General features: G+C 64.7%; 19 protein-coding genes. 5 read left to right on the top strand and 14 right to left on the bottom strand.

The window, feature by feature from the left end; genetic code table 11:
* Positions 1-19 precede the first annotated feature (19 nt).
* Both rarD and ACL9RJ_RS00700 read left to right on the top strand, forming a co-directional pair.
* Entirely contained in the window at positions 20-904 is an 885-nt protein-coding gene (gene rarD, locus ACL9RJ_RS00705; protein WP_042935272.1) for an EamA family transporter RarD, read from the top strand.
* A 266-nt stretch (positions 905-1170) separates the two neighbouring features.
* On the top strand, positions 1171-5253 hold the full coding sequence (locus ACL9RJ_RS00700; RefSeq protein ID WP_422764727.1) for an Ig-like domain-containing protein: 4083 nt from the start codon (positions 1171-1173) through the stop codon (positions 5251-5253).
* Positions 5254-5477: 224 nt separating this feature from the next.
* On the opposite strand, the gene metC is transcribed toward ACL9RJ_RS00700, so the two are convergent.
* From metC to ACL9RJ_RS00650, 10 genes are all read right to left on the bottom strand, one after another.
* Positions 5478-8219 carry a cystathionine beta-lyase gene (gene metC / locus ACL9RJ_RS00695; protein WP_017125982.1) on the bottom strand — a complete coding sequence of 914 codons (2742 nt, stop codon included), beginning with the start codon at positions 8217-8219 and terminating at the stop codon, positions 5478-5480.
* Between the two features lie 26 nt (positions 8220-8245).
* Positions 8246-8902: a glutathione binding-like protein gene (locus ACL9RJ_RS00690; protein ID WP_017125983.1), complete on the bottom strand. Its 657-nt coding sequence runs from the start codon at positions 8900-8902 to the stop codon at positions 8246-8248.
* Positions 8899-9495: a cysteine dioxygenase gene (locus ACL9RJ_RS00685; RefSeq protein WP_017125984.1), complete on the bottom strand. Its 597-nt coding sequence runs from the start codon at positions 9493-9495 to the stop codon at positions 8899-8901. The genes ACL9RJ_RS00690 and ACL9RJ_RS00685 overlap by 4 nt, the downstream gene beginning before the upstream one ends.
* A 29-nt stretch (positions 9496-9524) precedes the next feature.
* Positions 9525-10346, bottom strand: a complete 822-nt coding sequence (locus tag ACL9RJ_RS00680; RefSeq protein ID WP_017125985.1) for an amino acid ABC transporter ATP-binding protein — start codon at positions 10344-10346, stop codon at positions 9525-9527.
* A complete protein-coding gene (locus ACL9RJ_RS00675) occupies positions 10333-11022 on the bottom strand; it encodes an amino acid ABC transporter permease (RefSeq protein ID WP_177083017.1) in 690 nt (229 codons plus the stop codon). Before ACL9RJ_RS00675 ends, ACL9RJ_RS00680 begins: the two co-directional genes overlap by 14 nt.
* Positions 11012-11734 (bottom strand): amino acid ABC transporter permease, encoded by a 723-nt coding sequence (locus ACL9RJ_RS00670; protein WP_422764726.1) that lies wholly within the window; start codon positions 11732-11734, stop codon positions 11012-11014. Before ACL9RJ_RS00670 ends, ACL9RJ_RS00675 begins: the two co-directional genes overlap by 11 nt.
* A complete protein-coding gene (locus tag ACL9RJ_RS00665) occupies positions 11734-12948 on the bottom strand; it encodes an aminotransferase class I/II-fold pyridoxal phosphate-dependent enzyme (protein WP_017125988.1) in 1215 nt (404 codons plus the stop codon). The genes ACL9RJ_RS00670 and ACL9RJ_RS00665 overlap by 1 nt, the downstream gene beginning before the upstream one ends.
* Complete coding sequence (locus ACL9RJ_RS00660) at positions 12945-14354, bottom strand: FAD-binding oxidoreductase (protein WP_103032686.1); 1410 nt, start codon at positions 14352-14354, stop codon at positions 12945-12947. Before ACL9RJ_RS00660 ends, ACL9RJ_RS00665 begins: the two co-directional genes overlap by 4 nt.
* A complete protein-coding gene (locus tag ACL9RJ_RS00655; protein ID WP_017125991.1) occupies positions 14351-15172 on the bottom strand; it encodes a transporter substrate-binding domain-containing protein in 822 nt (273 codons plus the stop codon). The genes ACL9RJ_RS00660 and ACL9RJ_RS00655 overlap by 4 nt, the downstream gene beginning before the upstream one ends.
* A gap of 138 nt (positions 15173-15310) precedes the next feature.
* Positions 15311-16144 (bottom strand): transporter substrate-binding domain-containing protein, encoded by an 834-nt coding sequence (locus ACL9RJ_RS00650; protein WP_017125993.1) that lies wholly within the window; start codon positions 16142-16144, stop codon positions 15311-15313.
* A 242-nt stretch (positions 16145-16386) separates the two neighbouring features.
* Here ACL9RJ_RS00650 and ACL9RJ_RS00645 point away from each other — a divergent pair, with 242 nt between their 5' ends.
* Positions 16387-17244: a LysR substrate-binding domain-containing protein gene (locus tag ACL9RJ_RS00645; protein ID WP_017125994.1), complete on the top strand. Its 858-nt coding sequence runs from the start codon at positions 16387-16389 to the stop codon at positions 17242-17244.
* Between the two features lie 321 nt (positions 17245-17565).
* Here ACL9RJ_RS00645 and ACL9RJ_RS00640 read toward each other — a convergent pair whose 3' ends face one another.
* Both ACL9RJ_RS00640 and ACL9RJ_RS00635 read right to left on the bottom strand, forming a co-directional pair.
* Entirely contained in the window at positions 17566-18864 is a 1299-nt protein-coding gene (locus tag ACL9RJ_RS00640) for an ATP-binding protein (RefSeq protein ID WP_017125995.1), read from the bottom strand.
* Between the two features lie 4 nt (positions 18865-18868).
* Complete coding sequence (locus ACL9RJ_RS00635) at positions 18869-19570, bottom strand: response regulator transcription factor (RefSeq protein WP_177063752.1); 702 nt, start codon at positions 19568-19570, stop codon at positions 18869-18871.
* A 155-nt stretch (positions 19571-19725) separates the two neighbouring features.
* On the opposite strand from ACL9RJ_RS00635, the gene ACL9RJ_RS00630 reads away from it, so the two are divergent.
* Together ACL9RJ_RS00630 and ACL9RJ_RS00625 are read left to right on the top strand one after the other, a co-directional pair.
* Positions 19726-20883, top strand: a complete 1158-nt coding sequence (locus tag ACL9RJ_RS00630) for an efflux RND transporter periplasmic adaptor subunit (RefSeq protein ID WP_177083025.1) — start codon at positions 19726-19728, stop codon at positions 20881-20883.
* Positions 20884-20885: 2 nt separating this feature from the next.
* Complete coding sequence (locus ACL9RJ_RS00625) at positions 20886-23978, top strand: multidrug efflux RND transporter permease subunit (RefSeq protein WP_422764725.1); 3093 nt, start codon at positions 20886-20888, stop codon at positions 23976-23978.
* Positions 23979-24265: 287 nt separating this feature from the next.
* Here the strand turns inward: ACL9RJ_RS00625 and gspF are convergent, their stop codons facing one another.
* On the bottom strand, positions 24266-25477 hold the full coding sequence (gene gspF, locus ACL9RJ_RS00620) for a type II secretion system inner membrane protein GspF (RefSeq protein WP_177118031.1): 1212 nt from the start codon (positions 25475-25477) through the stop codon (positions 24266-24268).
* Positions 25477-26883: a type II secretion system ATPase GspE gene (gene gspE, locus ACL9RJ_RS00615; RefSeq protein ID WP_422764724.1), complete on the bottom strand. Its 1407-nt coding sequence runs from the start codon at positions 26881-26883 to the stop codon at positions 25477-25479. Before gspE ends, gspF begins: the two co-directional genes overlap by 1 nt.
* Between the last annotated feature and the right edge of the window lie 49 nt (positions 26884-26932).

Here is a 26932-nt window from a genome sequence, read left to right as displayed (position 1 = left end):
GCCCACCCGTGAGGCTGTTGTGTCCAGAGGCATTGTTCTATCGGTATTGGCGTCCTGCCTGTTCGCCATCATGTATTTCTACACGTCCTTGCTCGAGCCCCTGAACGGCGAGGACATCTTCGGCTGGCGCATGCTGCTGACCGTGCCTTGCATGACGGTGTTCATGCTGCTGTCCGGTGACTGGAAGCTGGTGCCGGCGATCTTCATCCGCATTCGCCAGCAGCCAATGCTGCTGGCCAAGCTGCTGCTGTCCTCGGCGATGCTCGGCGTACAGTTGTGGATATTCCTCTGGGCGCCGCTCAACGGCCACAGCCTGGACGTGTCCCTCGGTTACTTCCTGCTGCCCCTGACCATGGTCCTGACCGGGCGTATCGTCTACGGCGAAAAGCTCTCGCGGCTACAGACCATCGCCGCCCTGCTGGCCCTCTGCGGCGTACTCAACGAGTTGTACCAGGTGGGCAGTTTCTCCTGGACCACCTTGCTGGTGGCCCTCGGTTATCCGGTGTACTTCGTGCTGCGCCGGCGCAACGGCACCGACAACCTGGGCGGGCTGTGGCTCGACATGGCGTTGCTGTTGCCGGTGGCCTGGTGGTTCGTGCAGCACGGCGAACAGGGTTTTGCCGTGCTCGACCGGCGACCTTCGCTGTACGTGCTGATTCCATTGCTGGGAGTGATCAGTGCAGCGGCATTGATCTGCTACCTGCTGGCAAGCCGCTTGCTGGCATTTGGCTTGTTCGGCCTGCTGGGGTATGTCGAACCGGTGTTGCTGGTGATCGTCGCCCTGCTGCTGGGCGAAAGCATCCGCGCGGGGGAATGGCTGACCTATATCCCGATCTGGCTGGCGGTGGTGGTACTGGTGCTCGAAGGCGTCAAGCGCCTGCTGGGACAGCGCCGCTCACACTGACCACAGCCCGAGCAGGCTCAAGACCAAGGGGTTGGCCTTGGCGAACGCGAACGGCAGCAGCACGCGGCTGCCGTTGAAACCTGCGCTCCCTGACTCGTCGTACTGTCGAGGCTTTGCGCGCACCTCCCACCGTGGGCTGACCACTCGTCGCCACTGTCATTTCTGACAGCTAGTCAGCCACTGCCTCCCGGCGTTGAATGGTCTTTACGACTCGCCATCCGGGCTTTCGGGTCGCCTTTTTCCGTGACCTGTCAGGAACCCCGACCATGAACGACAGCCTCGATCCCACACGCCTCGCCGACAACCCGCTGCCCGTGCGCACCTTCGATCTGAGCCAGCCAGAACCTATCACCCCCGTGCCCTTCAACGAGCTCGATCTCTACATCCCCAACATGACCGCGCCCGTGGTCGGCTTCGACGGCGGCATCAACCGGGCGGCCCTCGATGCCCACCGGGACAAGGGTCTGCAGTGCATCCTGCTGCCCTACCGGCCCATGGCCGAAAACGACTTTATCGAGTTGTTCTGCCGTGACACCGTCACTCCTGTGGCCTTTCATACCGTCAGCGATATCGAGGCCGCCAACAACGCGCAGATATCACTGTTCATCCCCCGCGCACGCCTGCCCGACGGCCCCGCCGATCCGGTGTTCTTTCACCTGACCCGGGTGAGTGGCAACGACGATGAAACCGCGCGCTTTCGCCTCAAGGTCGATACCGTCTCCCCAGGCGGTCGCAATCCCGTCGCCAGCACCTACTACAACGAAAACCTGGCCATGCCGGTCTTTCCCCAGGACCTGATCGACTTTGGGGTCGGCGAAGGCGACATCATCGCCCTGGTCCCGGTCCGCATCGATTTCTACCCCGCGGTCAGCAACCCGGCACCGGACATCAACCGCGCCGTACGCGATCGCATCCGCCTGAGCATCGGCGGCCATATCATCGAGCACCGGGTCACCGAGGGCGAAATCGAAAGCACCGACCCGATCACCCTCTGGGTCAATACCGGCGACTGGCAAAAGATCGGCAGCGGCGAGCATGTCTGTGAATACGAGGTGGTCGACGAGGTCGGCAACTACTCCGATGGCTGGTCACCGGCGCAGCTACTTGAAGTGCGTCTGGACGATCAGGCCGAGCCCCTGCTCTACGAACCCTATGTGGAGGAATCCGACGAGCACAATGAACTCGATGCCGATGCGCTCGACGGCGCCGATGCCACCATCGTCGTGGTGGTGCACCGGGATGATTTCGCGGTTGGCGATACGATCCGGATAAAGCTCAATAGCAAGACTTCGACGGGGCTGCCTGTCATCCGCTATATCGATCATCCCGTCGCGGCCAACGAAGTGGGACGCAGCGCGAGAATTCCCTGGGACAACGCCGAGATCAGGTCGCTGATCAAGGGCCGGGTACAGATTTCCTATAAACGTATCCGCCCCTCCGCGCCGGAGCGCGGGTCGCGTAGCGTCATCGTCTATATCACCGGCACCCAGGTCGGCACCGGCCTGCCGGCGCCCACGGTCGAAGGCGCGCCCGGCGATGTATTACCGCCGGATATCGCCTTCCTGATCGTCAATATCAAGGAATATGTGGGCCAGGATCCTTTCGACCGGGTCACCCTGGTGCTCGACGGCACCTATGCCAATGGCCGGTCGTACTACAAGGAAGTCGACGATATCGCCGGCACCGGCGATATCGTCTTCCACTTGCAGAACGGCCCCAATGGCGATATCGCCCGGCTCGAAGGCGGGACCTTGCGCCTCTACTACTGGGTGGAAAACGAGAGGGGGAAATTCCCTTCCGAGGACCTGCTGCTCGATGTCGGCCAGCCCCAGGCTTCGCTGCCGCCGGTAGAGGTGGATGAGGCGCCACCGCCCGATCACATTTTCGACCCCGAGGTGTCGCCGTTCGATGCCAGGGTACTGGTCAAGGCGAACGTGGACATCATCGAGAACGACATCATCAACCTCCACGCCGAGGGCAGCGTCGCCGGGGGCAGCGCGCCGGTATTCGTCTTCCCTGTCACCGCGACCTGGGTCGGTCGGGACCTGCCCTTCACCCTCAAGCGCGAGTACATCCTGCCCAACCTCGACCGCTCGATGCACCTGTACTACACCCTCGCCCGGGCTGGCGCACGGCCCCGTTTTTCCCATCCCTTCATCATGAAGGTCGGCGGTGCGCTGGACCTGCCGATGCCCCATGTCCTGGAAACCACCGAGCCAGGTGGTCACCTGCTCAACCCGATCCATGCCCAGCACGGGGCGACAATACGGGTTCGCTATGACGGCATGAAGAACTCAGACAATATCCAGGCATTCTGGAAAGGGGTTGCGGGATCGATAGGCAGCCCGGACATTGTTCCCAAGCCGGGGAACGAGAGCCAGCAATACGTCGACTTTGACGTCCCGGACACGACCGTCGCGATCAATATCGGCAAGCAGGTGGAAGTCAGCTACGCCATGACCCGCGCCGGTACCACCACGCCTTCGGCTCCGCTGAACCTGACCCTCCAAAGCCTACCGGGCTCAGGACTGCCGCCCTTGCAGATACTGGAGGCTGGCTCAGGCCAGGTGGATGTCAACGGCACCGTGACGTTCCGGGTCGATGCCTGGCCGTTCTATCGCCAGGGTGACCGGGTCTGGCTGGCCCTGGAAAGCGACAACCCGGATGGCACGCTCAATCGGTTACCGATCTGGACCGCTTCGCCGATCAGTGCCGCGGAATTCGGTCAGAAATTCCTGACCCGGGTCATTACCAGCAATCCCGACTACGCGACATGGTTGCGAGCTCTGGCGCATGGCAGCGAATTGCGCGTCACGTTCAAGGTCGTCTTTGGCGGCGGCTCGAATGAAGCCGATGCGCTGACTTTCCCGGTGCGCAGCTATATCGTCCGTAACGCGGTGCAGGTAGAGGCCCCGACCATCACCTCCGTCAAGAACGCCGCTAACGGTGAAATCACCAATGGCTCCACGGTGGTCACCACAACAGTGACGGTCACAGGCACCGCCCCCAATGGGCAACAAGTGCAAATTCGAGACGTCAATAACGTGATGGGCACCGCCAACGCCAACGGCAGCGGTGTCTGGACCTCATCCGCATTGACGGTGACGAACAAGGCCTACAGCATCAACGCGCGCGGCGTCTATGACAGCAACCCGGTGTCCACGCCGCCGCGCACCTTTACCGTCACGGCGCTGGTGGCCCCTAGCTTGACTTCCGTGAAAGATCCCAAGGGGGCTGAAGTCGAGCAAGGGACTACTACCCGGGAAAGGGTTTTCACCCTGACAGGGGTCGCCAGCAATCTTCAACGCGTCCAGATCGAAGACGGCAACGGCCCCTCAGCTCAAGTCCTGGGCACCGCGGCTGCCAACGCCTCGGGTATATGGACCTTCACCACATCCACCCGACCAACCGGTGAAAGAAGGTTTTATGTCCGGTCGCTCTATCACCCCTCCACGGTTTTTTCGAACGTACGCACCTTTAACGTCACCGACGAGGTGAAACCGAATATCACCGGCGTACATACTTCCTCAGGACTTTCAGTCCCCCACAATGGCACCACGAACCAGACGAGCCTGACACTCTCTGGCACCGCAACGCCCAACTCCACGATAGAAGTACGAAATGGTGGGGATATCCTCTTGAGCACCGGTGTCAACGGTTCCAACGCCTGGAGCGACCATATCCATAACTTATCGGAAAAGAAATACGATCTTGTCGCTAAAATAGTGGGTGGGACACTTTCATCGGATATCAGGACTTTTACGGTGCAATTACACCCGCCCCTGGCCATGAACACCTCACCGATGGTTCTGAATGGGAAAGCCATCCGTACCAGCCTCGGTTGGCCGCAGACCGGAAACGATTTTCTCAACAACACGGCTACCCGCACCCCGACGGCAGGTTCCGGCTCATACACCTACAGCTCGAACAACATCAGCATCGCCCCCGTATCGGAAACAGGCAAAGTCGTAGGCCTGAGAAACGGCAGTGCACGGATCACCGTCCGGGACGAACGGACCGGGCAAACCCTGGGATATGACGTGACGGTCAGCAATGTGTGGGAATTGAATATCAACAACTCACGACTGGCATCTTATGAAGCGAATACCTGGAGAATCAACAGGAGAGGAAGCAATTTACCTCAGAGTGATATGGACTTATTGAAAAGGTATTACACCAGCCCATTTCCACGGAGTAATTTACTGCAGAATGCATATTGGTGCGACACCTCAGGCGCCGGCTGTAGCCTGGGCCAGAATCTGATCTACTCATCGACCACTGGAAATGTTTCCTGCAGCCCGACATCTGCCAGCTCGTGGGGAGCATTTTGCATAACTGAATATAATTAACAAACCATCCGTGACTCTTTTGAAACGGATTTAAAACCTTGTAAAAAGGGGAGCCCCGCTCCCCTTTTTGGTATCAGCCCCGCGCCAGGCAACCTCAACCACTCGTCGCCACTGTCATTGCTGACAGCTAGCCAACCCCTCACGGCGTTGAATGACCGTCACGACTCGCCATCCGGACTTTCGGGTCGTTACCTGAATGCGCAAAAGGTTGCCTGCCCCCCGACTCAGAGCGCGGCAAATCCGCGTTGCAGATCCTCGATCAACGACGCCACGGCCTCCAGGCCGATATGCAGGCGGATCACCGGGTTGCGCGACGGTACCGGGAACTCGCGATCTTCCAGGTCGGCCAGCGTCACCAGGCTTTCATAGCCGCCCCACGACGCCCCCAGCCCGAACAGGTTCAAGGCGCCGATAAAGCGCTCGGCCTGCTGCGGATCGGCCTCGGCGAACTCGAACGACACCAGTCCGTTGCTGCCGGTGAAATCGCGCTGCCACACCTCATGCCCCGGATGCTCCGGCAACGCCGGATGAAAGACCTGCCGGACCTGCGGTTGTGCCTGCAACCAGCGGGCGATTTCCAGGCCCTGGCGCTGGTGCACTTCCAACCGCGCCGCCAGGGTCCGCGCACCGCGCAGCACCAGGAAAGCATCGTCGGGACTGACCGTGTTGCCAAAGCTGTCGCTCATGCGCGCCAACGGTTGCCAGGCGGCCTCGTTGGTGCAGACGCTGCCCATCACCACATCGCTGTGGCCGGCCAGGTACTTGGTCAGGGCCATGATCGAGATATCCGCGCCCAGTGCCAGCGGCCGGTACTGGTACGCCGAACCCCAGGTGTTGTCGACCGCCACCAGGATATCGCGCGGCTTGCACAAGGCGACGATCGCCGGCAGATCGCTCAACTCATACAGCAGCGAACCCGGCACCTCGCAGTAGACCATCCGTGTCGTCGCCCGCAACCGGGATTCGAGATCCCGGCCATCCGCCGGGAAATACTCGACCTCGATGCCGAACGGCGCGAGAAACTCTTTCGCCAGCCGGCGTACCGGTCCGTACACGCCATCGGTGATCAGTACATGATCGCCCGGGCGCAGGTACGCCAGCAGCGTCTGCGCCACCGCCGCCAGGCCGGTGCCGAACAGCCGCGTGCGATAACCGCCTTCCAGCTCGGTCACCAGGTCTTCCAGGGCAAAGGCCGTCGGATTGCCACGGGCGCCGTAGCTCAGCACCCGCTCGCTGTCGCGTCGGGTACGGGCGTCGCGCATCTGCGCCAGGTTGTCGAACAGCACCGTGCTCAGACGCGTCACCGGCACATTCACCGCCCGCGCCCCGCTACCCTCGCGGGTCCGCGCGGCGTGGACCAGGCGGGTGCGCACATCGACCGGCGCGCTGGCCGGTGCCAATGGACTCAGGCTGGCGATCTCGGCCTCGGTCATCTGCCCCAGCAGGCCGGTTTCCCAGGCCAGGTACTGGCGCGCCGCGTCCTTGTTGCCGGAGTGACGGTCATGGGTGAAGAACAGGAAGTCGATGCACTGCTCATCCGGCAAGGCCGACGCATCGGTGATCAGCTTCAGGCCGTTGTCCTGCCAGGACTGGATATCTCCCGACAGCACACGGGCCTGGGTGCGCTGGGCCGGCGGCAAATCCAGCAACGCCAGTTGCGCCACCGCCAGATCGTCAGCGACCAGCACCAGCGGCCGTGTCTCGGCGGCCACTTGTGCCGCCAACAGCGAGCGGATCGACCATTGCGAACCGGCCAGATGGCTCTTGCGGAAGGTCATGCCCGGACGCAGGTCGATCAGCGCCACGCTGTCTTCGGCCAAGGCCCGCGCCAGGCTCGCCGCGTCGATGGCGGGCAGTTCGGAGAATGCCGGCAAGGTCGCCACCGGCAAATGCAGGCCGCTGTGCAGGCCTTCGTCGAGGACTCGCGCATCGTGACCCAACTGGCGCAACCAGCTGGCCACGATCGGTGCACGCACGCCATCGCCGTCGAACACCACCACCCGCGCCTTGCGCACGCCGATATACAGGTCGGTGGCCTGGATCAACTGACCGCCGGGAGTGTGTTGCGCACCGGGCAGGCTGCCCAGGGCGAACTCCTCGGCACTGCGCACGTCGCAGAGAAACAGGCTGCCCTCGCCGCTTGCGGCCCAGGCACTGACCTGCGCCGCGCTGACGCTGGGCACGCCGGCACGCCGCGCCAGTTGCCGGGCCGCTTCGCGCTGCTGCTCCAGCCCGGTCGGCGCCACCTCGTCGCGATAACGCCGGCTGCTGCCGTGCTCCAGTTGCAGGTCGGCGAGAAACCAGCCCTGGGTACCGTTCTCCAGGGCATAGACCGGGTTCTTCACCCCCAGATTGATCAGGGTCTGCGCGCCGATAATGCTGCGGGTACGCCCGGCGCAGTTGATCACCACCGGCGTCGACTCATCCGGCACCAGGTCGTGCAGGCGATAGCCCAGCTCACCGTTCGGGCAGCAGATCGAACCGGGAATGGTCATCTTGCGGTATTCGTCGAACGGCCGACCGTCGAGCAGCACCAGAGGCTTGCCCTCGGCCTGCCAGGCCGCCAGCTCGCCGGCACTGATATGCGGTGTGTGACAGGCTTCCTCCACCAGCTCGCCAAAGGCCTTGGACGGCACATGGACGCCGGCGAACAGCTGCAGACCGGCAGCCTGCCAACCCTCGGCGCCACCTTCGAGGCGGTGCACCTGGCTGTAGCCGAGTTCGGCCAGCCGCCGGGCGGCCCGCAATGACAGATCGCCGCCGTCCTGGTCGTAGACCACCAGGCGTACCGCCGGATTCGGCGCCAGGCGCCGGGCTTCCAGCTCCAGGCGGCTATAGGGCAGGTGCACGCCGTGGAACAGGTGCGCCGAGCCGTATTGCCCGTGCTCGCGAATGTCGAACAGGGCGATTTCCCGGCCATCGAACAGCCACGTCTGCAACTGTGCCGGGGTAATGGTTGTGCTCACGAAAGCCTCGCCTCGGGATAAAGAAGTCATTCCAGCACCAGTGAACGTTCAGCCGGTGCCAGCTCGCGGCCGCGGGCATAGGCCCGCTGCACGGCCGGACGGGCCTTGATCCGCTCGCGCCAGGCACTGATCGCCGGGTAGTCGAGCAAGTCGAAACCCTGGCGTTGCGGCTGGATCCACGGAAAGATCGCCATGTCGGCGATGCTGTAGTCACCGGCCACGAACGTCCGTTGGGACAGACGCCGCTCCAGCACCTCATACAAACGGGTGGCCTCGCCCTGCAACAGGTCGAGGGCAAAGGGAATCGGCTCGGGGGCCTTTTCCCGGAACAGTTGCCACTGGCTCAGGTACGGCGTGATATGCCCGACCTGCCAGAACAGCCACTCCTGCACCCGCTGGCGCTCGACACTGCCGGCCGCCGGCACGAAGCGCCCGCTCTTGTCCGCCAGGTAAGTCAGGATAGCCCCGGATTCGAACAGGCTCAGCGGTTCGCTGCCGGTGTTCGGGGCATGGTCGACAATCGCCGGGATCCGGCCATTGGCGCTGATCTGCTGGAAAGCCGCGTCACGCTGCTGCCCGGTGCGGATATTCACCGCCTGCAGGCGATACTCCAGCCCCAGTTCCTCAAGCAGGATGCCGACCTTCAAGCCATTGGCCGTCGGCCAGTAGTGGAAGTCGATCATGCGTAGGCCTTGATCGAAGGCGCCATCTGCGACTTGTTGTAGTTCAGGACGGTGCCATCGTCCTGCACGCCGTAGCGGCCTTCGAGGGACTCCAGCGGACGACCGTAGAGGTGGAAGTGCAAGGTGGCCTGTTCGCCATCGACGCGGATGCTGTGCAGGTCTTCGCCGAGGAAGGCGATCGAGGTGCCGGGCTGCACCACCACTTCACGTTCGAGCGCCAGTACCGCGCGCTTCGGGTCGGAGCTATCGTCGCTGCGGGTGTACACGCGGTTCAGCTCCTGGCCTTCGATGGCGCTGATCACCGCCCAGGTCTCGTGGTTGTGGGCGATGGTGTTCTTGCCCGGCAGCAACGAGTTGAGGTACAGGGTCGGGGTCTCGCCGTCATCGTTCAGGCGGTAGCGGAAGGCGGTGTTGCCCTCGCCCGCCACAGGTGCCGGAAAATGCTCGAAGTTGAACAGGTCGCGGCGCTCGGCCAGCTCTTCCAGCAAGGCGACGATGTGCTCCAGGGCCGCGCGATCGACGCCGCGCTGATGGATGGCGCGGATCTTCACCAGGAAAGATTCGATCACGTTGGCGCGTTCGGTGGTGCTCATGGGCAGGCTCCTTATCAGGTGAATCACGGTCAGATGGACAGGCTAAAGGGACTGATATTGCTCAGCCGGAACGGGTCGGCCTGCACCGGGCGGCGGTTGGCGTCGCCCAGGGCATGCCGGAGGAACTCGCGGGTGCGTTCGCTCTGCGGCTCCTGGAAAATCTGGTAGGCACTGCCGGACTCGACGATCCGGCCGTTCTCGGTGAAATACACCACGTCGCTGATGTCCTCGGCGAAACGCATTTCGTGGGTCACCAGTACGCAGGTCATGCCCTCCTCGGTCAGTTCGCGAATCACTGTCAGCACTTCGCCGACGGTTTCCGGATCGAGGGCCGAGGTCACTTCGTCGAACAGGATCAGTTCCGGACGCATCGCCAGCGCCCGGGCAATCGCCACCCGTTGCTGCTGGCCGCCGGACAGCTGGCCGGGAAAGGCCTCGGCCTTGTGCTCCATGCGCACCTTGGCCAGCAGCTGCCGGGCTTGCTGCTCGGCGTCCGCGCGGCTGCGCCCGAGCACCTTGCACGGAGCGATCAGCAGGTTTTCCAGGACCGACAGGTGCGGGAACAGGTTGTATTGCTGGAACACGAAGCCGACCCGCTTGCGCAGCTCGATCAGTTCGGCCTCGCGCTGCAACTGGTGCACCTCGGTGCTGCCGACACGGATGCTGCCGCGCTGGGGCTTGAGCAACCCGGTGATGCACCGCAGGATGGTCGACTTGCCCGAGCCGGACGGGCCGATGATCGATACCGCCTGGCCGCGCTGGACATCCAGGTCGATGCCCTTGAGCACCGGGTTGGCACCGAACGACAGGTGCAGGTCGCGCAGGCTGACGAGCGTTTCAGTAGAAGGCATAACGTCGCTCCAGGCGTTGGGTCAGACGGGAAATCGGGTAGCAATAGGCGAAGAACAACGCCAGTACGCTGAAGTAGATCAGGACGGTGAATCCGGTGCGGTTGACGGTGTTGCTGGCGATCTGCGCGGTGTCGATCAGGTCATGCACGCCCACCAGCGACGCCAGGGCGGTGCCCATGGTGATCACCGCATAGAGGTTCATCCACGGTGGCAGCATGCGCTTGAAGCACTGCGGCAGGATGATCGAGCGAAACAGCTGGCCGCGACTGAAGGCCAGGGAACGCGCGGCTTCCCACTGGGTGGCGGGAATCGAGCCGATCGCCCCGCGAAAGATCTCGGCGACGTTGGCACTGGCCGGCAAGGCCAGGCCGATGGTGACTTTCAGCCAGTCGGGAAACGGCAGGTAGTGGCTGCCGACATGGATTTCGAACGGGAATACATAAGTGGTGAAGTAGATCAGTACCAGCCACGGCGCGTTGCGGAACACCTGCACCCACAGCCGCGCCGGCAAGCGCAACAGGCGCAGTGGCGACAGCCCCAGGGCGCCGATCAGCAGGCCCAGGACCGAGCCGATGGCGATCGCCAGCAGGCTGATCAGGATATTCTGGCCAAAGCCCACCGCCAACGCCGGGGACCAGCGCAGCAGCGATTCGATAACCGGCAATTCAATGGCCATAGCCGGGCATCCTCAGGCGCGCTTCGAGATAGCGGCCGACACAGTTGACGATAAAACTCAGCAGGCCGAAGAAGCTCAGGATCAGGATCATCAGCTCCAGCACGTTGTCGCTCTGGGTCCAGATCATGATCGAGGCGTAGGTGATATCACCGACGGCGATGGCCGAGGCCACGGCAGTCATCTTCACCAGGTCGATCAGGTTGTTGACCAGGGACGGCAAGGCAAAGCGCAAGGCCAGCGGCAGTTGCACGTTCCACAGCAACTGGCGGCTGCTGAAGGCCAGGGAACTGGCGGCCTCCAGGGTCACCGCCGGTACCGCCTCGATCCCGGCCCGCAGCGCTTCGGCGTGAAACGCGCCCTTGTGCAGGGAAATCACGATCACCACCCAGGCGAACGGCGTCAGCGGGTTGGCCGCGCCGACGGCCTGGGTCAGCAGCATGTTCAGCACCAGGAACGCGCAGTACAGCTGTACCAGCGTCGGCGTGTTGCGGGTCACTTCGACAAACACCCGCGCCGGGCGCGCCAGCCAGTTGTTGCCGCTGGTGAGCATCGCCGCCAGGGCCAGTCCCGCCAGGAGGCTGCCGACAATGGTCAGCAGGCACAGGAGGATGGTGGTCCAGGCGCCGTCGATCAGGCTGCCACGCTGATAGGCATCCAGCAGGAACCGGTAGTTGAGGCCCAGGTGCGCCGCCCATTGCACAAAGCTTTCCATCAGCCGTGGTCCTCGACCAGCCTGGCACAGGCCGCGGCGATACGCCGGCCGGCCTCGCGGACACTGTCGGTGGCGGTGGCGATCGACAGTCGGAACCATGGCGACAAACCATAGGCGCTACCCGCGACACCGGCCACGCCCTCTTCCAGCAGGTAATCCACCAGGTCATTGTCGCTGCCGATCAGGCGCCCGTCCGGACGCCGCCGACCGATCAGCCCGGCACAGCGGACAAAGACAAAGAAACCGCCCTCGGGGGTCAGCACTTCCAGGCCGTTAACGTCCTTCAGCGCCGCCAACAGCAGGTCGCGACGCTCGCGATAGGCCGCCACCTGCGGTTGCAGAAACGCCAGGCCACCTTCATAGGCGGCCAGGGCCGCGGCCTGGCTGACCGACGAGGCTCCGGACGCCGACTGCGACTGCACGACCGCCATGGCACTGGTCAGCACCTGCGGACCGGCACCGAAGCCGATGCGCCAGCCGGTCATGGCGTAGGTCTTGGATACCCCGCCCACCAGCAGGCAGCGCTCCTGCAGGTCCGGCGCGACATTCAGCAGGTTGAGCGGCGACTGTCCGTCGAAGCGGATATGTTCGTAGAGCTCGTCCAGCAGTACCAGCACCTTGGGATGGCGACGCAGCACCTCGGCCAGGGCCAGCAGCTCGGCCGCGCTGTACACCGCGCCACTGGGGTTGCCCGGACTGTTGAGGATCAGCCAGCGGGTGCGCTCGCCGATCAGCGCCTCCAGTTGCGCCGGTTGCAGCTTGCAGCCCTGCTCCAGGCCCGACTGCACGAACACCGGCTCGCCGCCGTTGATCCGCACACTGTCGGGAAACGACGGCCAGTACGGCACCGGCACCAGCACCTCGTCGCCTTCGTCAAGGGTCGCGGCGAAGGCATTGAAGATGATCTGTTTCGCGCCATTGGCGATGACGATGCCGGACAACGGATAGTCCAGCCGGTTTTCGCCCTTGAGCTTGCGTTGCACCGCTTCGCGCAGGGCCCGCACGCCCGGGGTGGCGGTGTATTTGGTGGCGCCGCCGGCGATGGCCGCGTAGGCCGCCTGCTTGATGTGTTCAGGGGTGTCGAAATCCGGCTCGCCGGTGGTCAGGTCGAGAATGTCCCGTCCGGCCTCGCGCAGTGCAGTGGCCTGGGACTTGGCGGCGGCATTGGCCGACAGCGAGACTTTCTGCACCCGTCGGGAAAGTTGAACGGTCATGGCAGCACCTTGCCTGGGTTGAGCAGCCCGCGAGGATCGAGGGCCTGTTTGATCCGGCGCATCAGGTCCAGCTCCACCGGGCTCTTGACCTCGGCAAGCAACGCGCGCTTGCGCTGGCCGATGCCGTGCTCGGCGCTGATGGAACCGCCGAAGGCGTGGGTATTGCGATGGACCAGGGCGCTCAAGGCGCCGTAGTTGGCCATGTGCGCCTCGACCGACTGGCCGATGGGCGCCGCGACGTTGTAGTGCAGGTTGCCGTCGCCCAGGTGGCCGAAGGTCAGGTTGCGCACGCCGGGGAAGTGTTCTTGCAGCAAGACATCGGTGCGGCTGACAAACTCGGCGATCCGCGAGATCGGCAGCGAAATATCGTGCTTCATGTTGCGCCCTTCGCGGGCCTGGGCTTCGCTCATGTTCTCCCGCAGCTGCCACAGCGCGTCGCTCTGGGCGAGGCTTTCGGCGATCAGCGCATTGGCCAGCAGGCCGGCCTCGAACGCTTCGCCCAGCACCCGTTCGAACGACTCGCGGGCATGTTCGGCGCTGTGGTTGTCGGAGAGTTCAAGCAAGGCGTACCAGGGCTGTGCGGCCCCGGCAAACGGCTGCGGGCCGTCCGGGAACTGCTCGCGCAGCAATACCAGGCAAGCCGCGGACATCAGTTCGAAAGCCGTCAGGTCGGCGCCGAACCCGCCTCGGGCATGGGACAGGAAACCGACCGCCTGCTCCAGCGAATCGAATGCCAGCAACGCTGTGCTCTGGGCCCTGGGCAGGGGAAACAGCTTGAGGGTCGCGGCGGTGATGATGCCCAGGGTGCCTTCGCTGCCGACGAACAGGTCGCGCAGATCGTAGCCGGTATTGTCCTTGCGCAAGCCGCGCAGGCCGTTCCAGATTTCACCGTCGGCGGTGACTACTTCCAGGCCGAGGGTCAGCTCGCGGGTATTGCCATAACGCAACACGCCGGTGCCGCCGGCATTGGTGCCGAGGTTGCCGCCGATGGTGCAACTGCCCTCGGCCCCCAGGCTCAGGGGAAACAGGCGTCCGGCCTGGCGCGCGGCGTCCTGCAGGTTCTGCAGGATGCAGCCGGCCTCGACGGTGAAGGTGTCATTGTCGGTGTCGATCTGGCGGATGCGGTTCATCCGGTCCAGCCGTACCAGCACGCTGCGACCGCTGTCATCCGGGGTGGCCGCGCCCATCAGGCCGGTATTGCCGCCCTGCACCACCAGCGGCGCGCCATGGTGGGCACAGACGCGGACCAGCGCGGCGACTTCCTCGGTGCTGGCCGGATGCACCACGGCGACCACCTTGCCGTGGTAGACCCGGTGCTTGTCGCTCAGCCAAGCGGCCGCGTCGGCACCCTCATGGACATGGGCGGCGCCCAGCAATTGCTGCAACTGCGTGAACAAAGCACTCATTGCGCGGCCGCCAGGGGTGCTGCGCCACGGTATTGCTCATGCAGCTTGAGCAGGGCCTGGGACGGCGGCATGCCGGTACGCTTGCCCAGCTCGATCAGCCAGCCGCTGCGGTGCCAGTCACGCACGATGGCGTCGAGACGGGCCTGGGTGTCCTTCTCGCCCTTGCGCACCCAGATCACCGACGGCGACGGGATCAGGTCGTCGGGCAAGGGGATCTCATAGCCGCTCCACTCCGCTTCGTCGAGCAGGCTGTGCATGGTCGGGCTGACGTGCACAGCCGCCACGCAGCCGTTGCCGCGCAGCGACAGCAGCGATTCGGACTGGCTGCGGAAGGCCTTGATCTGCGCGCCATAGGTTTCCTGCAGCGGCTTGATGAAGTTGCTGCCCTGGGAAACGCAGACCGGCTTGCCCTTGAGGTCTTCCCAACGGCTGATACCGGCGCCCTTGCGGATCAGCGCGGCGCCGCCGACTTCCTCGTAGGGGGTCGGCACGTAGTCGAGGATCTCGGCGCGTTCTTCGGTCAACTGCATATTGGCGATCAGCACATCGACCTTGCCCTGCTGCAGGAACTGCACGCGGTTGGGCGCCAGCACCGAGACGGTTTCCAGCTCGACGCCGAGGCGTTCGGCGAGGCCCTTGGCGAGTTCGACGTTATAGCCCTGGTGGGCACCGGTGGCCGGGTCGATGGTGCCGAACGGCGGACCACTGAGGATCACGCCGACACTGATCTTGTGGCGCTGCTGGATCTTGTCCAGGGTGGCATCGGCGTGGGCCAGGCCGGTCAGGAGGGCCAGGGCGACGGGGAGGTATCTGAACATGTGGAATATTCCTTGATGATCGTTCCCACGCTCTGCGTGGGAATGCCTCACTGGACGCTCTGCGTCCTTGTTGTGACGCCGGGCCTCAGGGGCTGCGCGCCGTTGCTGCGCGTGGGAACGATCGAAGTGAGGTAAGGGTCAGCCCTTGAACTGGTTATGCAATTCAACCAGCGCAGGCGATGCAGGGGTGATGTGATTGCGGCTCTCGGCCTCGATCAGCCAGCCACTGCGATGCCATCCCTGGACCACGCTATCGAGGCGCTTCTGGGTGTCGGTTTCGCCGAGACGGGTCCAGATCACCGACGGCGCCGGGTTGAGTTCCGGCGTCAGGGCACGGTAGTCCTTCCACTCCGGGTTGCCGGCGAGCAACGGATTGATCAGCGTCGCGTCATGGACCGCCGCCACGCAGTTGTTGCCACGCAGCGCCAGCAGGGATTCCGACGAACTCTTGAAGGCCTTGAGGTCGGCGCCCAGTTCGCTCAAAGGCTTGACGTAGCTGCTGCCCTGGGAGGTGCACACCGGCTGGCCCTTGAGGTCTTCCCAGCGGGTGATCTTGCTGTCCTTCGGCACTGCCGCGGTGCCACCGACCTTGTAGAACGGCGTCGGCACATGCCCCAGCAGGGTGTCGCGCTCGGCGGTCCACTCCATATTGGCGATCAGCAGGTCGACCTTGCCCTGTTGCAGGAATTGCACCCGGTTGGCCGGCAATACCGCGACCAGCTCCACCGCCACATCGAGGTCCTTGCCCAGGGCATTGGCCAGGTCGACGTTGAGGCCCTTGGGGTCCTGGGTTGCAGGGTCGATGGAACCGAACGGTCCGCCGGACAGCAGCACGCCGACCACCAGCTTGTGCCGCTGCTGGATCTTGTCGAGGGTGGCATCCGCCTGAGCGGCACCGGCCGCGCCCAAGGCGAGCACCGTTCCGAGCACGGCGGGTAGGAAACGTTGGATCGATGTGCGCGTGAACTGCATGAATATCCCCTCGGTGGCGATCGGCGTCTCCCGACCTCTTTGCCCGCATGCTAGGGAGCGCTCCACCGGAACGGAAATGCAAATATCTAATATTGTTATAACTTTCTGGTTATTAGCTTTTGAGAAAAACGGCATAACCCCTGTTTACTGGGACTTTTCAAGCCACCTGTAATTTCCTCTCGCCAAATACATAAGAATCCGTAATCTATTGAGGATCGCCCTTGATATGAATTCGAGCCGCCATGCCCTCCCCGACCCTGGACCTGGAACTGCTGCGCACCTTCGTCGCGGTGGTTGACCATCACAGTTTTGCCGAAGCCGGCCAGCACCTGGCCCGTACCCAATCGTCGGTGACCCAGCAGATGCAACGCCTGGAACATCAGGTCGGGGTCAGCCTGTTCCAGAAACAGGGCCGGCAGAAACAGCTCACCGAGCCCGGCCGGCAACTGCTGCGCCATGCCCGGCAGATGCTTTCGCTGAACGACGAAGCCCTGAACTCGCTGCACGAAAGCCACCTGAGCGGCGTGCTGCGCATCGGCTCGCCCCACGATATCGCCGATACCATCCTGCCGCCGATCCTCAGCCACATCGCCCGCTCGGCGCCACGGCTGCGCCTGGAAATCGATGTGGGACGCAGCCCCTACCTGATGGACGACCTGCACCGGGGCAAGATCGACATGGTCATCTCCACCCGCGAGGACTCGCGCCTGCAAGGCTTTGCCCTGCGCACCTCGCCGGTGTGGTGGATCTGTTCGGCGCAGTACATCCATGTGCCCAGCGAGCCGCTGCCGTTGATCCTGGTGGAGGAACCGAGCATCTATCGGCGTTATGCCATGGAGGCGCTGGAGCGGGAGGGCATCGCCTGGCGCCAGGCGTACCTGGCGTCAAACCTGATCGGCATCAAGGCGGCGATTCGCGCCGGACTCGGAGTGACGCCCCGCAGCATGGAGCTGCTGGGCCCGGATATGCGCGTACTGGGGGAGAATGACGGCCTGCCACGGCTGCCGGACGTCACCTATCACCTGTGGATCCGGCCCAACACGGTCAATCCGCTGGTGCGCCGGGCCTATGACCTGATCCGCGCCAGCCAGGGGCTCTAGGAAGATGGATGCCGCCCTCCAGGGCCTCTTCGGGGGCAAGCCCCCTCCCACAGTATCCGATCAACCTTTTGGGAGGGGGCTTCTTCCACATGGCTACTCAACCTTGTGGCAGGAGACTGCCTCCCTTCCACATAGCCACTCAACCTTGTGGCAGGAGACTGCCTCCCTTCCACATAGCCACTCAACCTTGTGGCAGGAGACTGTCTCCCTTCCACATAGCCACTCAACCTTGTGGCAGGAGACTGCCTCCCTTCCATGTAGCCACTCAACCTTGTGGGAGGGGGCTTGCCCCCGAAGGCGGGCTTGAGGTTGCCAACGACTTCAGACCGCCGGCAACCAGAGGCGGAAACGCGCGCCGCCCAGCGGCGAGGGTTCGGCGGTCAGGGTCCCGCCCTGGGCCTCGGCCGCCCGGCGGCTGATGGCCAACCCCAGGCCAAAGCCGCCGGTGGAACGGTCACGGCTGCGATCCAGGCGGTAGAACGGCTCGAAGACCCGCTCGCGCTCCTGCTCGGGAATGCCGATGCCATCGTCGTCGACCCACAGTTCGCAGCCTTCGGCATTGGCGCGGATACCGATCTGGATCCGCCGCTCGCAATACCGGGTGGCATTGCGCAACAGGTTCTGCACGGCCCGCGCGGTCAGTCGCGGATCGAGGGAAAAGCGTTCCAGGGAGCCGTGCATCAGCACATCGATAACGATGTCCGGAGCCTCCAGTTCTTCGTCGAAACTGCCGAGGATGCTGTCGACAAACTCGTCGAGCGACACCATCACCCGCTCCGGCGCCCGCCCCGGGTTCTGCAGCCGACTGTAGGACAGCAGTTCCAGCACCAGCTCGTCCAGTTCGCGGATATGTCCCACCAGCCCTTGCAGGCGCTCGCGCGAAGGCTGCGGCAAGTCATCCGACAGCGCCAGGGCCAGGCCGAAATCCAGCCGGGTCAGGGGCGTGCGCAGTTCATGGGAGACGGCATTGAGCAGGTCGCGCTGCTGGTTGAGCAGGCATTCGATATCGCCGGCCATGGTGTCGAAGACCGACGCCAGCTCGCCGATATTGGAGCGCGGCGAAATATGCGTGCGTTCGCTCAACTGGCCCTGGCCGATGCGCCGGGCGGTCTGCTTGAGGCGTTCCAGGTCGCGCCAGTGCGGGCGCAGCCAGAACAGCAGGCAGGCCAGCAACGCCGCGCCGATCAGCACGTTCATGCTCCAGTACAACAGGTTCACGTCCAGCGGATCGGGCGGCACCACCAGTTCCACCGCCAGTTGCCCGTCCAGCGGCGAGGCCACCAGGTTCGGCGCTCCCCAGTCGCCCAGGCGGATCACGTTCTCGCCGCGGCGCAGGCGCTTCTGCTCGGGCTCGCTGAAGCTGATGTCGTCGATACGGATCAGCGCCACCCGCAGCGGCGCGAAACGCTTGTCCAGCTCGATCGCCAGGGCCGGCCACTGGCCGTTGGGCACCTCGTGGAACTGCTTGACCAACAGCCCCTGCATGCCCCGGGACTGGTCGATGTTGTAGCTCATGAAGCGCTCGCGAAAGAGCCCGATCACCAGGTCGGGCACCAGGTAGATCGCCGCGCTGAAGGTCACGATGGTCACCAGGTAGAGGCGGATCAGAATCTTCAGCATCGACTCAGCATTCCCACTCGGAACGGCTGAACAGGTAGCCCTTGCCCCACACGGTCTTGATCTTGCGCGCCTCGCCGGCATGGTCGTCGAACTTGCGCCGCAGCTTGGAGATCGCCACGTCCACCGAGCGGTCGGTGCCGTTGAACTCGATGCCGCGCAGGCGCTGCAGGATCTGGTCGCGGCTGAGCACCTCGCCGGCATGCCGGGCCAGCACCACCAGCAGGTTGTATTCGCCGCTGGACAGTTCCACCGGCTGCTCGCGCCAGGTCACGGTGCGCTCGGACAGGTCGATGCACAGGTTGCCCATCAGGATCTGGTCGCTGGCCACCTGCGGCTCGCTGAGGCTGCTGCGGCGCAACAGGGTCCGCACCCGGGCCAGCAGCACCCGCGGCTCGCAGGGCTTGGTCACGTAGTCGTCGGCGCCCATTTCCAGGCCCAGCACCTGGTCGTGGCTGTCGTCACGGGCGGTGAGCATGAGGATCGGCAGCGTCGCCGAATCGGCCCGCAACAGGCGGCACACCTGCAAACCGTCGAGGCCCGGCAGCATCAGGTCGAGGATCACCAGGTCCGGCGGATTCTGCCGGGCCCGCTCGCGCACCTGGTCGCCACGGGCCAGCACATTGACCTGATAGCCGTTGCGCTCCAGGTAGCTGGCGATCAGTTCGGAAAGTGCGGTGTCGTCTTCGACCAGGAGAATCGTCGGCATAAATAACTACAGGTAGGTGGAAAACCGTGAAGGATATACGCCCTTTCGCGTGCGCGAGCACAAGCTTCACACTTTTTCACCAACGACCTACATAGCTTCACAGCACCGCTTGACAGCCGCCCTTAGCATGCCCGGGTCATTACTGGGACTCGATTATGTTGAAGAAGCTGTTTGCCCCGCTCTGCCTGTCGGCCCTGGCCCTGGCGTTGAGCGCCTGTGACAAGTCCGCGGGTCCGCCCGAGGCCCCGCCCGCGCCCAAGGTCCGGATCGAGACCATCCGGACCCAAGCCCTGTCGATCAGCAGCGAACTGAGCGGGCGCATTGCCGCGCCACGGATCGCCGAAGTCCGCGCACGGGTCGCCGGCGTGGTGCTCAAGCGCCTGTTCCACGAAGGCAGCGACGTCAAGCAGGGCGATGTGCTGTTCCTGATCGATCCGGCACCGTTCAAGGCCGACCTCGACAGCGCCGTCGCCAGCCTGCAGAAAGCCGAGGCCAATGCGTTCCAGGCGAAACTGCAGCACCAGCGCTACCGCGAACTGGTGGACAGCAACGCCATCAGCCGCCAGGACTACGACAACGCCCAGGCCGCCGCGCGCCAGAGCGCCGCCGATGTCGCCGCCAACCAGGCCGCGGTGCAGCGGGCGAAGCTCAACCTGGGCTACGCCACCGTCACCGCGCCAATCTCCGGGCGCATCGGCCGGGCCCTGGTCACCGAGGGTGCGCTGGTCGGCCAGAACGAAACCACCGCCCTGGCCCTGATTCAGCAACTGAACCCGATCCACGCCGACCTGACCCAGTCCACCCGCGAGTTGAACGACCTGCGCCGGGCCTTCCGCGCCGGCCAGTTGCAACAGGTCGGGCAGAACCAGGCCAAGGCCACGCTGATCCAGGACGACGGCAGCGCCTACCCGCTGCCGGGCAAGCTGCTGTTCACCGATATCAGCGTCGACCCGAGCACCGGGCAGATCATCCTGCGCAGCGAGTTCCCCAACCCGGACCTCGACCTGCTGCCGGGCAGCTTCGTGCGGGTCAAGGTCGAGCAGGCCTTCAACCGCGAAGGCATCAGCGTGCCGCAACGGGCGATCCTGCGCGACAGCGCGGGGATTCCCCAGGTGCTGCTGGTGGACGCCGAACAGCGCGTGAGCCAGCACCCGGTCAGCCTCGGCGCGGTGCAGAACGACCGCTGGATCGTCAACGACGGCCTCAAGCCCGGCGACCGCATCGTCGTCGAAGGCCTGCAGCACGCCCGTCCCGGCGAGCTGGTGCAGGTCGATGACAGCCCTGTTTCCCTCGCCCAGTCCAAAGGACAGTGAGCATGCCGCACTTCTTTATCGACCGCCCGATCTTCGCCTGGGTGGTCGCGCTGTTTATTCTCCTCGCCGGTGTCCTCGCCATCCCGCAATTGCCGGTGGCGCAGTACCCCAACGTCGCCCCGCCCAAGGTGGAAATCTACGCGGTGTATCCCGGCGCCTCGGCACAGACCCTCGACGAAAGCGTGGTCAGCCTGATCGAGCAGGAACTCAACGGTGCCGACCACCTGCTGTACTTCGAATCCCAGAGCAGCCTGGGCAGTGCCACCATCACCGCGACCTTCCAGCCCGGGACCAACCCGGAGATGGCCCAGGTCGACGTGCAGAACCGCCTCAAGGCGGTAGAACCACGCCTGCCCGCCGCCGTCACCCAGCAAGGCCTGCAGGTGGAGAAGGTCTCCGCCGGCTTCCTGCTGCTGGCGACCCTCACCTCCAATGACGGCCAGTACGACGACACCGCGCTCAGCGACTACCTGGCGCGCAACGTGATGAACGAGATCAAGCGCCTCGACGGTGTCGGCAAGGCCCAGCTGTACGGTGCCGAACGCGCCCTGCGGATCTGGATCGATCCGCAGAAGCTGGTGGGTTTCAACCTCACCGCCGCCGATGTCAGCGCCGCCGTGGCCGCGCAGAACGCCCAGGTCTCGGCCGGCAGCATCGGCGACCTGCCGGGACCGTCGACCCAGGAAATCACCGCGGCGGTGCTGGTCAAGGGCCAGTTGTCGACGCCCCAGGAATTCGCCGACATTGTCCTGCGGGCCAATCCGGACGGCTCCAGCGTACGTATCGGCGATGTCGCCCGGGTCGAGGTCGGCAGCCAGGAATACCAGTACTCGACGCGCCTGAACGGCAAGCCGTCGACCGCCTTCAGCGTGCAACTAGCCCCCGGCGCCAATGCCCTGAAGACCGCGACGCTGGTACGGGCGAAGATGGATGAGCTGTCGCGCTACTTCCCGGCGAACGTGGAATACAAGATCCCCTACGACACCTCGCCGTTCGTCAAGGTCTCGATCACCAAGGTGGTCTACACCCTCGGCGAAGCGATGCTGCTGGTGTTCGCGGTGATGTTCCTGTTCCTGCAGAACATCCGCTACACGCTGATTCCGACGCTGGTGGTGCCGGTGGCGCTGATGGGCACCTTTGCCACCATGCTGGCCCTGGGGTTCTCGATCAACGTGCTGACCATGTTCGGCATGGTGCTGGCCATCGGTATCCTGGTGGACGACGCCATCGTGGTGGTGGAGAACGTCGAGCGGATCATGGTCAATGAAGGCCTGTCGCCGAAGGAGGCGACGCGCAAGGCCATGGGCCAGATCAGCGGCGCGATCATCGGCATCACCCTGGTGCTGGTGGCGGTGTTCATTCCCATGGCGTTCATGCAGGGCTCGGTGGGCGTGATCTACCAGCAGTTCTCGTTGTCCATGGCGACCTCGATCCTGTTCTCGGCGTTCCTCGCCCTGACCCTGACGCCCGCCCTGTGCGCCACCCTGCTCAAGCCGATCGCCAAGGGCGAACACCATGCCAAGGGCGGCTTCTTCGGCTGGTTCAACCGCCGCTTCGAACAGATGAGCGCCGGCTACGAACGCTGGGTGGTCCAGGCCCTGAAACGCAGCGGCCGCTATCTGCTGCTCTACGGCGTGCTGGTGGTGGTCCTCGGCCTGCTGTTCAGCCGCCTGCCGGCCTCGTTCCTGCCGGTGGAAGACCAGGGCTACACCATCACCGATATCCAGCTGCCGCCGGGGGCGAGCAAGAACCGCACGGTCAAGGTGGTGGAACAGATCGAGGCCAATAACGCCACGGAGCCCGGTGTCGGCGATACCACGATGATCCTCGGTTTCAGCTTCTCCGGCAGCGGCCAGAACGCCGCGCTGGCCTTCACCACGCTCAAGGACTGGTCGCAGCGCAGTGCCCAGGACTCGGCGGCGGCCATCGCCGAACGGGCGAATATCGCCTTCGGCGACCTCAAGGATGCGGTGGCCTACGCCATCCTGCCGCCACCGGTGGATGGCCTGGGCACCTCCAGCGGATTCGAGTTCCGCCTGCAGGACCGTGGCGGCGTCGGCCACGAAGCCTTGATGCAGGCCCGTACCGAGCTGTTGGCGGCGGCGGCAAAGAGCAAGGTACTGGCCAATGTCCGCGAAAGCGCCCTGGCCGAGGCGCCGCAGGTGCAGTTGGAAGTCGACCGCAAGCAGGCCAACGCCCTGGGCGTGTCGTTTGCCGATATCGGCAATATCCTCTCCACCGCGGTGGGTTCGTCGTATATCAACGACTTCCCCAACCAGGGGCGCATGCAACGGGTGGTGATCCAGGCCGAGGGCGACCAGCGCGCCCAGGTCGCGGACCTGCTGAAGATCCATGTGCGCAACAGCAACGGCAAGATGGTCCCGCTGTCGGCCTTTGTCGAAGCCCGCTGGACCCAGGGCCCGGCGCAGTTGACCCGCTACAACGGCTACCCGGCGATTGCCATTTCCGGCGAGTCGGCGCCCGGCTACAGCACCGGCCAGGCCATGGAGGAAATGCAGCGCCTGGTGACGCAACTGCCGGCGGGCCTGGGCCTGGAATGGACCGGGCTGTCGTTGCAGGAGCGCTTGTCCGGCTCCCAGGCACCGATCCTGCTCGGCCTGTCGCTGCTGGTGGTGTTCCTCTGCCTGGCGGCGCTGTATGAGAGCTGGTCGATTCCGACCTCGGTGCTGCTGGTGGTGCCGCTGGGCGTGCTCGGCGCGGTGCTGGCGGTGACCTTGCGCGGAATGCCCAACGATGTGTTCTTCAAGGTCGGCTTGATCACCATCATCGGCCTGTCGGCGAAGAATGCGATCCTGATCATCGAGTTCGCCAAGAGCCTGTACGACGAAGGCCATGACCTGCTGGACGCGACGGTACAGGCCGCGCGGCTGCGCTTGCGGCCGATCATCATGACCTCGCTGGCGTTCATTCTCGGCGTGGTGCCCCTGGCGATCGCCACCGGGGCCAGCTCGGCGAGCCAGCAGGCCATCGGTACCGGGGTGATCGGCGGGATGATCAGCGCGACCCTGGCCGTGGTGTTCGTGCCGGTGTTCTTTGTGGTGGTGATGAAGCTGGTCAAGCGCAAGGAGCCTTGATCAGGGGTGATCTCGAGGGCCCCTTCGCTGGCAAGCCAGCTCCCACAGGGAATCGAGTCGTGCGCATCATTTGTATTCGACTCGGACACTTGTGGGAGCTGGCTTGCCAGCTCTCACAGGGAATCGGGTAGTGCGCATCATTTGTGTCCGACTCGGACACTTGTGGGATCTGGCTTGCCAGCTCCCACAGGGAATCGGGTCGTGCACCTCATTTGTGTTCGACTCGGACACTTGTGGGAGCTGGCTTGCCAGCGAAGAGGCCGGCACAGGCAACACTCCTGTCTCGGCTATTGCACCAGCTGGTTGATCTCGATGATCGGCAGCAATACCGCCATCACGATCACCAGCACCACCCCGCCCATCACAACGATCATCAGCGGTTCGAGCAGCGCGGTCATGCCCATGGCCCGCCGCTCGATATCCCGCGACAGGGTCTGTGCCGCGCGCTCCAGCATCGGCGGCAAAGAACCGGTTTTCTCGCCACTGGCAATCAGGTGGATCAATACCGGCGGAAAGACCTTCTCGACCTTCAGCGCCGCTGCCAGGTTCACCCCTTCCCTGACCCGCGCCGTGGCCTCGGTCACACTCAGGCTCAGGCGATCGTTCGACACCGTCTGCCGCGCCGCTTCCAATGCCCGCAGCAACGGCACCCCGGCACCGCCGAGAATCGCCAGGGTCGAGGCGAACCGGGCGGTATTGAGTCCCAGCACAAAACGCCCGATCAGCGGCAGGCGCAGGATCCGGCTGTGCCAGCCCAGGCGTGCCGCGGGTTTGCGCAGGTACAGGCGCCAACCCCAGAAACCACCGGCCATGACGCTGAAACAGAGCCAGCCCCAGGCGCGGATGAAGTCACTGGCGTTGAGCATCACCAGGGTCAGTCCCGGCAGATCCTGGCGCGCCTGGGAAAACGCGCTGACCACCTGCGGCACCACATAGCTGAGCAGGAAGATCACGATGGCCACCGACACCAGCCCGACCACGCCCGGATAGATAAAGGCGGTGAGGATCTTGCCCCGCAGGTTGTTGCGCTCCTCGATGTAGTCGGCCAGTCGCTCCATGACCTGGGCCAGGTCGCCGGACTCCTCGCCCGCGGCAATCAGCGCCCGGTAGATCTCCGGAAAGTCCCTGGGACGCTTGGCCAGGGCTTCGGCCAGGCGCATGCCGCCCCGGACATCGGCACGCACCGCGCTCAGGGTCTGGGCGATATGCTTGCGTTCGGCCTGTTCCACCGTGGCGCTCAGCGCCGCCTCCAGTGGCAGGCTGGCACCCAGCAGGCTCGCCAGCTGGCGGGTGGCCCAGGCCAGGTCGTTGTCCGACAGCTTGGCGCCGAACAGACCGCCGCCCGCCCCGCCACTCTCGCCCCCGTCGGCCTTGACCGACAAGGCGGTCAGGCCGCGACTGCGCAGCACGCCCATCGCCGCACTCTGGCTGTCCGCCTCCAGATGGCCGGATTCGATCTTGCCGAGAGCGTCGGCGGCTTCGAAGCGATAGCGATTCATCAGGCGTCCCGTGTCACGCGAAGGATTTCTTCCGGCGCCGTGGCACCGCTGCGCACCCAGCGCTCACCGTCCTCGCGCATGCTCAGCATGCCGGCCGCGCGGGCGGCCAGGCGCAGGGCCTGTTCCCCGGCTCCCTGGTGGATCAGGGTGCGGACGTCATCGTCGATGCAGAACAGTTCGTGGATGCCGGTACGGCCGCTGTAGCCGGTGTGATTGCAGGCGCTGCAGCCCACCGGACGCCAGGTGCCCGGCGTGGCTGGGTCCTCCTCACGACAGTGCTGGCACAGCCGTCGCACCAGCCGCTGGGCCAGTACCCCGAGCATCGACGACGCCAGCAGGAACGGCTCCACGCCCATGTCGATCAGGCGGTTGACCGCCGACACCGCGTCATTGGTGTGCAGCGTCGCCAGCACCAGGTGACCGGTGAGCGAGGCCTGCACGGCGATCTGCGCGGTTTCCAGGTCGCGGATCTCGCCGATCATGATGATGTCCGGGTCCTGGCGCAGGATCGCCCGCAGGGCCAGGGCAAAGGTCATGTCGATCTTGGCGTTGACCTGGATCTGGCTGATACCCGGCAGGTCGTACTCCACCGGATCCTCGATGGTGAGGATATTGCTGGTACTGGCGTCGAGCCGGGCCAGCGCGGCGTAGAGGCTGGTGGTCTTGCCGCTGCCCGTGGGACCGGTGACCAGGACGATGCCGTGGGGCTGGCGGATCAGGTGATCGAGCCGGGCCAGCACGTCGGGGTCCATGCCCAGGGTTTCCAGTTGCAGGCGCCCGGCCTGCTTGTCCAGCAGCCGCATCACCACCCGCTCGCCATGCCCGGTGGGCACGGTGGAGACGCGGATATCGATCGGACGCCCGGCCACCCGCAGGGCGATCCGGCCGTCCTGGGGCAGGCGTTTTTCGGCGATGTCCAACTGCGCCATGATCTTGATCCGCGAAACCAGCGCGCCATGCAGCGCCTTGCGTGGCGACACCACGTCGCGCAGCGTGCCGTCGACCCGGTAGCGCACCACCGAATGGGTCTCGAACGGCTCGATGTGGATGTCGCTGGCCTCGTCCCGTGCCGCCTGGGTCAGCAAGGCGTTGATCATGCGGATCACCGGCGCGCCGTCCTGGGTGTCCAGCAGGTCGGTGATTTCCGGGATGTCCTGCATCAGCCGGTCGAGGTCCACCTCGTTTTCCGCCGCGCCGACCACCGCCGCCGCGCTGCCGGTATCGGCGTAGGCACTGGCGAGCAGACCGTCGAGTTCTTCGTCGCGCACACGCTCCAGGCGCGCCGGACCGAACTGGCGGCGTACCTCGCTGATGGCCCAGCCCGGCGTCGAGGGACAGGCACTCAGCACACCGTCGCACAACACCACCCGCTGCGCCTTGGCCCAGGCATACGGCAACGCACTCATGGTGAACACTCCCTTCGCGCCGCTTGCGCCCTACCTGTGGGAGCGGGCT

Source organism: Pseudomonas sp. Mn2068 (assembly GCF_049319725.1).
Lineage (GTDB): Bacteria > Pseudomonadota > Gammaproteobacteria > Pseudomonadales > Pseudomonadaceae > Aquipseudomonas > Aquipseudomonas gingeri.
This window is presented reverse-complemented; position numbering and strand designations above follow the sequence as displayed.

Bases quoted from the DNA above. Each gene is read 5' to 3' on its own strand.
- ACL9RJ_RS00700 (WP_422764727.1), top strand. From the start codon at position 1,171: ATGAACGACAGCCTCGATCCCACACGCCTCGCCGACAACCCGCTGCCC.
- ACL9RJ_RS00690 (WP_017125983.1), bottom strand. From the start codon at position 8,902: ATGATCGACTTCCACTACTGGCCGACGGCCAATGGCTTGAAGGTCGGC.
- ACL9RJ_RS00685 (WP_017125984.1), bottom strand. From the start codon at position 9,495: ATGAGCACCACCGAACGCGCCAACGTGATCGAATCTTTCCTGGTGAAG.
- ACL9RJ_RS00680 (WP_017125985.1), bottom strand. From the start codon at position 10,346: ATGCCTTCTACTGAAACGCTCGTCAGCCTGCGCGACCTGCACCTGTCG.
- ACL9RJ_RS00675 (WP_177083017.1), bottom strand. From the start codon at position 11,022: ATGGCCATTGAATTGCCGGTTATCGAATCGCTGCTGCGCTGGTCCCCG.
- ACL9RJ_RS00670 (WP_422764726.1), bottom strand. From the start codon at position 11,734: ATGGAAAGCTTTGTGCAATGGGCGGCGCACCTGGGCCTCAACTACCGG.
- ACL9RJ_RS00665 (WP_017125988.1), bottom strand. From the start codon at position 12,948: ATGACCGTTCAACTTTCCCGACGGGTGCAGAAAGTCTCGCTGTCGGCC.
- ACL9RJ_RS00660 (WP_103032686.1), bottom strand. From the start codon at position 14,354: ATGAGTGCTTTGTTCACGCAGTTGCAGCAATTGCTGGGCGCCGCCCAT.
- ACL9RJ_RS00655 (WP_017125991.1), bottom strand. From the start codon at position 15,172: ATGTTCAGATACCTCCCCGTCGCCCTGGCCCTCCTGACCGGCCTGGCC.
- ACL9RJ_RS00650 (WP_017125993.1), bottom strand. From the start codon at position 16,144: ATGCAGTTCACGCGCACATCGATCCAACGTTTCCTACCCGCCGTGCTC.
- ACL9RJ_RS00645 (WP_017125994.1), top strand. From the start codon at position 16,387: ATGCCCTCCCCGACCCTGGACCTGGAACTGCTGCGCACCTTCGTCGCG.
- ACL9RJ_RS00640 (WP_017125995.1), bottom strand. From the start codon at position 18,864: ATGCTGAAGATTCTGATCCGCCTCTACCTGGTGACCATCGTGACCTTC.
- ACL9RJ_RS00635 (WP_177063752.1), bottom strand. From the start codon at position 19,570: ATGCCGACGATTCTCCTGGTCGAAGACGACACCGCACTTTCCGAACTG.
- ACL9RJ_RS00630 (WP_177083025.1), top strand. From the start codon at position 19,726: ATGTTGAAGAAGCTGTTTGCCCCGCTCTGCCTGTCGGCCCTGGCCCTG.
- ACL9RJ_RS00625 (WP_422764725.1), top strand. From the start codon at position 20,886: ATGCCGCACTTCTTTATCGACCGCCCGATCTTCGCCTGGGTGGTCGCG.
- gspF (WP_177118031.1), bottom strand. From the start codon at position 25,477: ATGAATCGCTATCGCTTCGAAGCCGCCGACGCTCTCGGCAAGATCGAA.
- gspE (WP_422764724.1), bottom strand. From the start codon at position 26,883: ATGAGTGCGTTGCCGTATGCCTGGGCCAAGGCGCAGCGGGTGGTGTTG.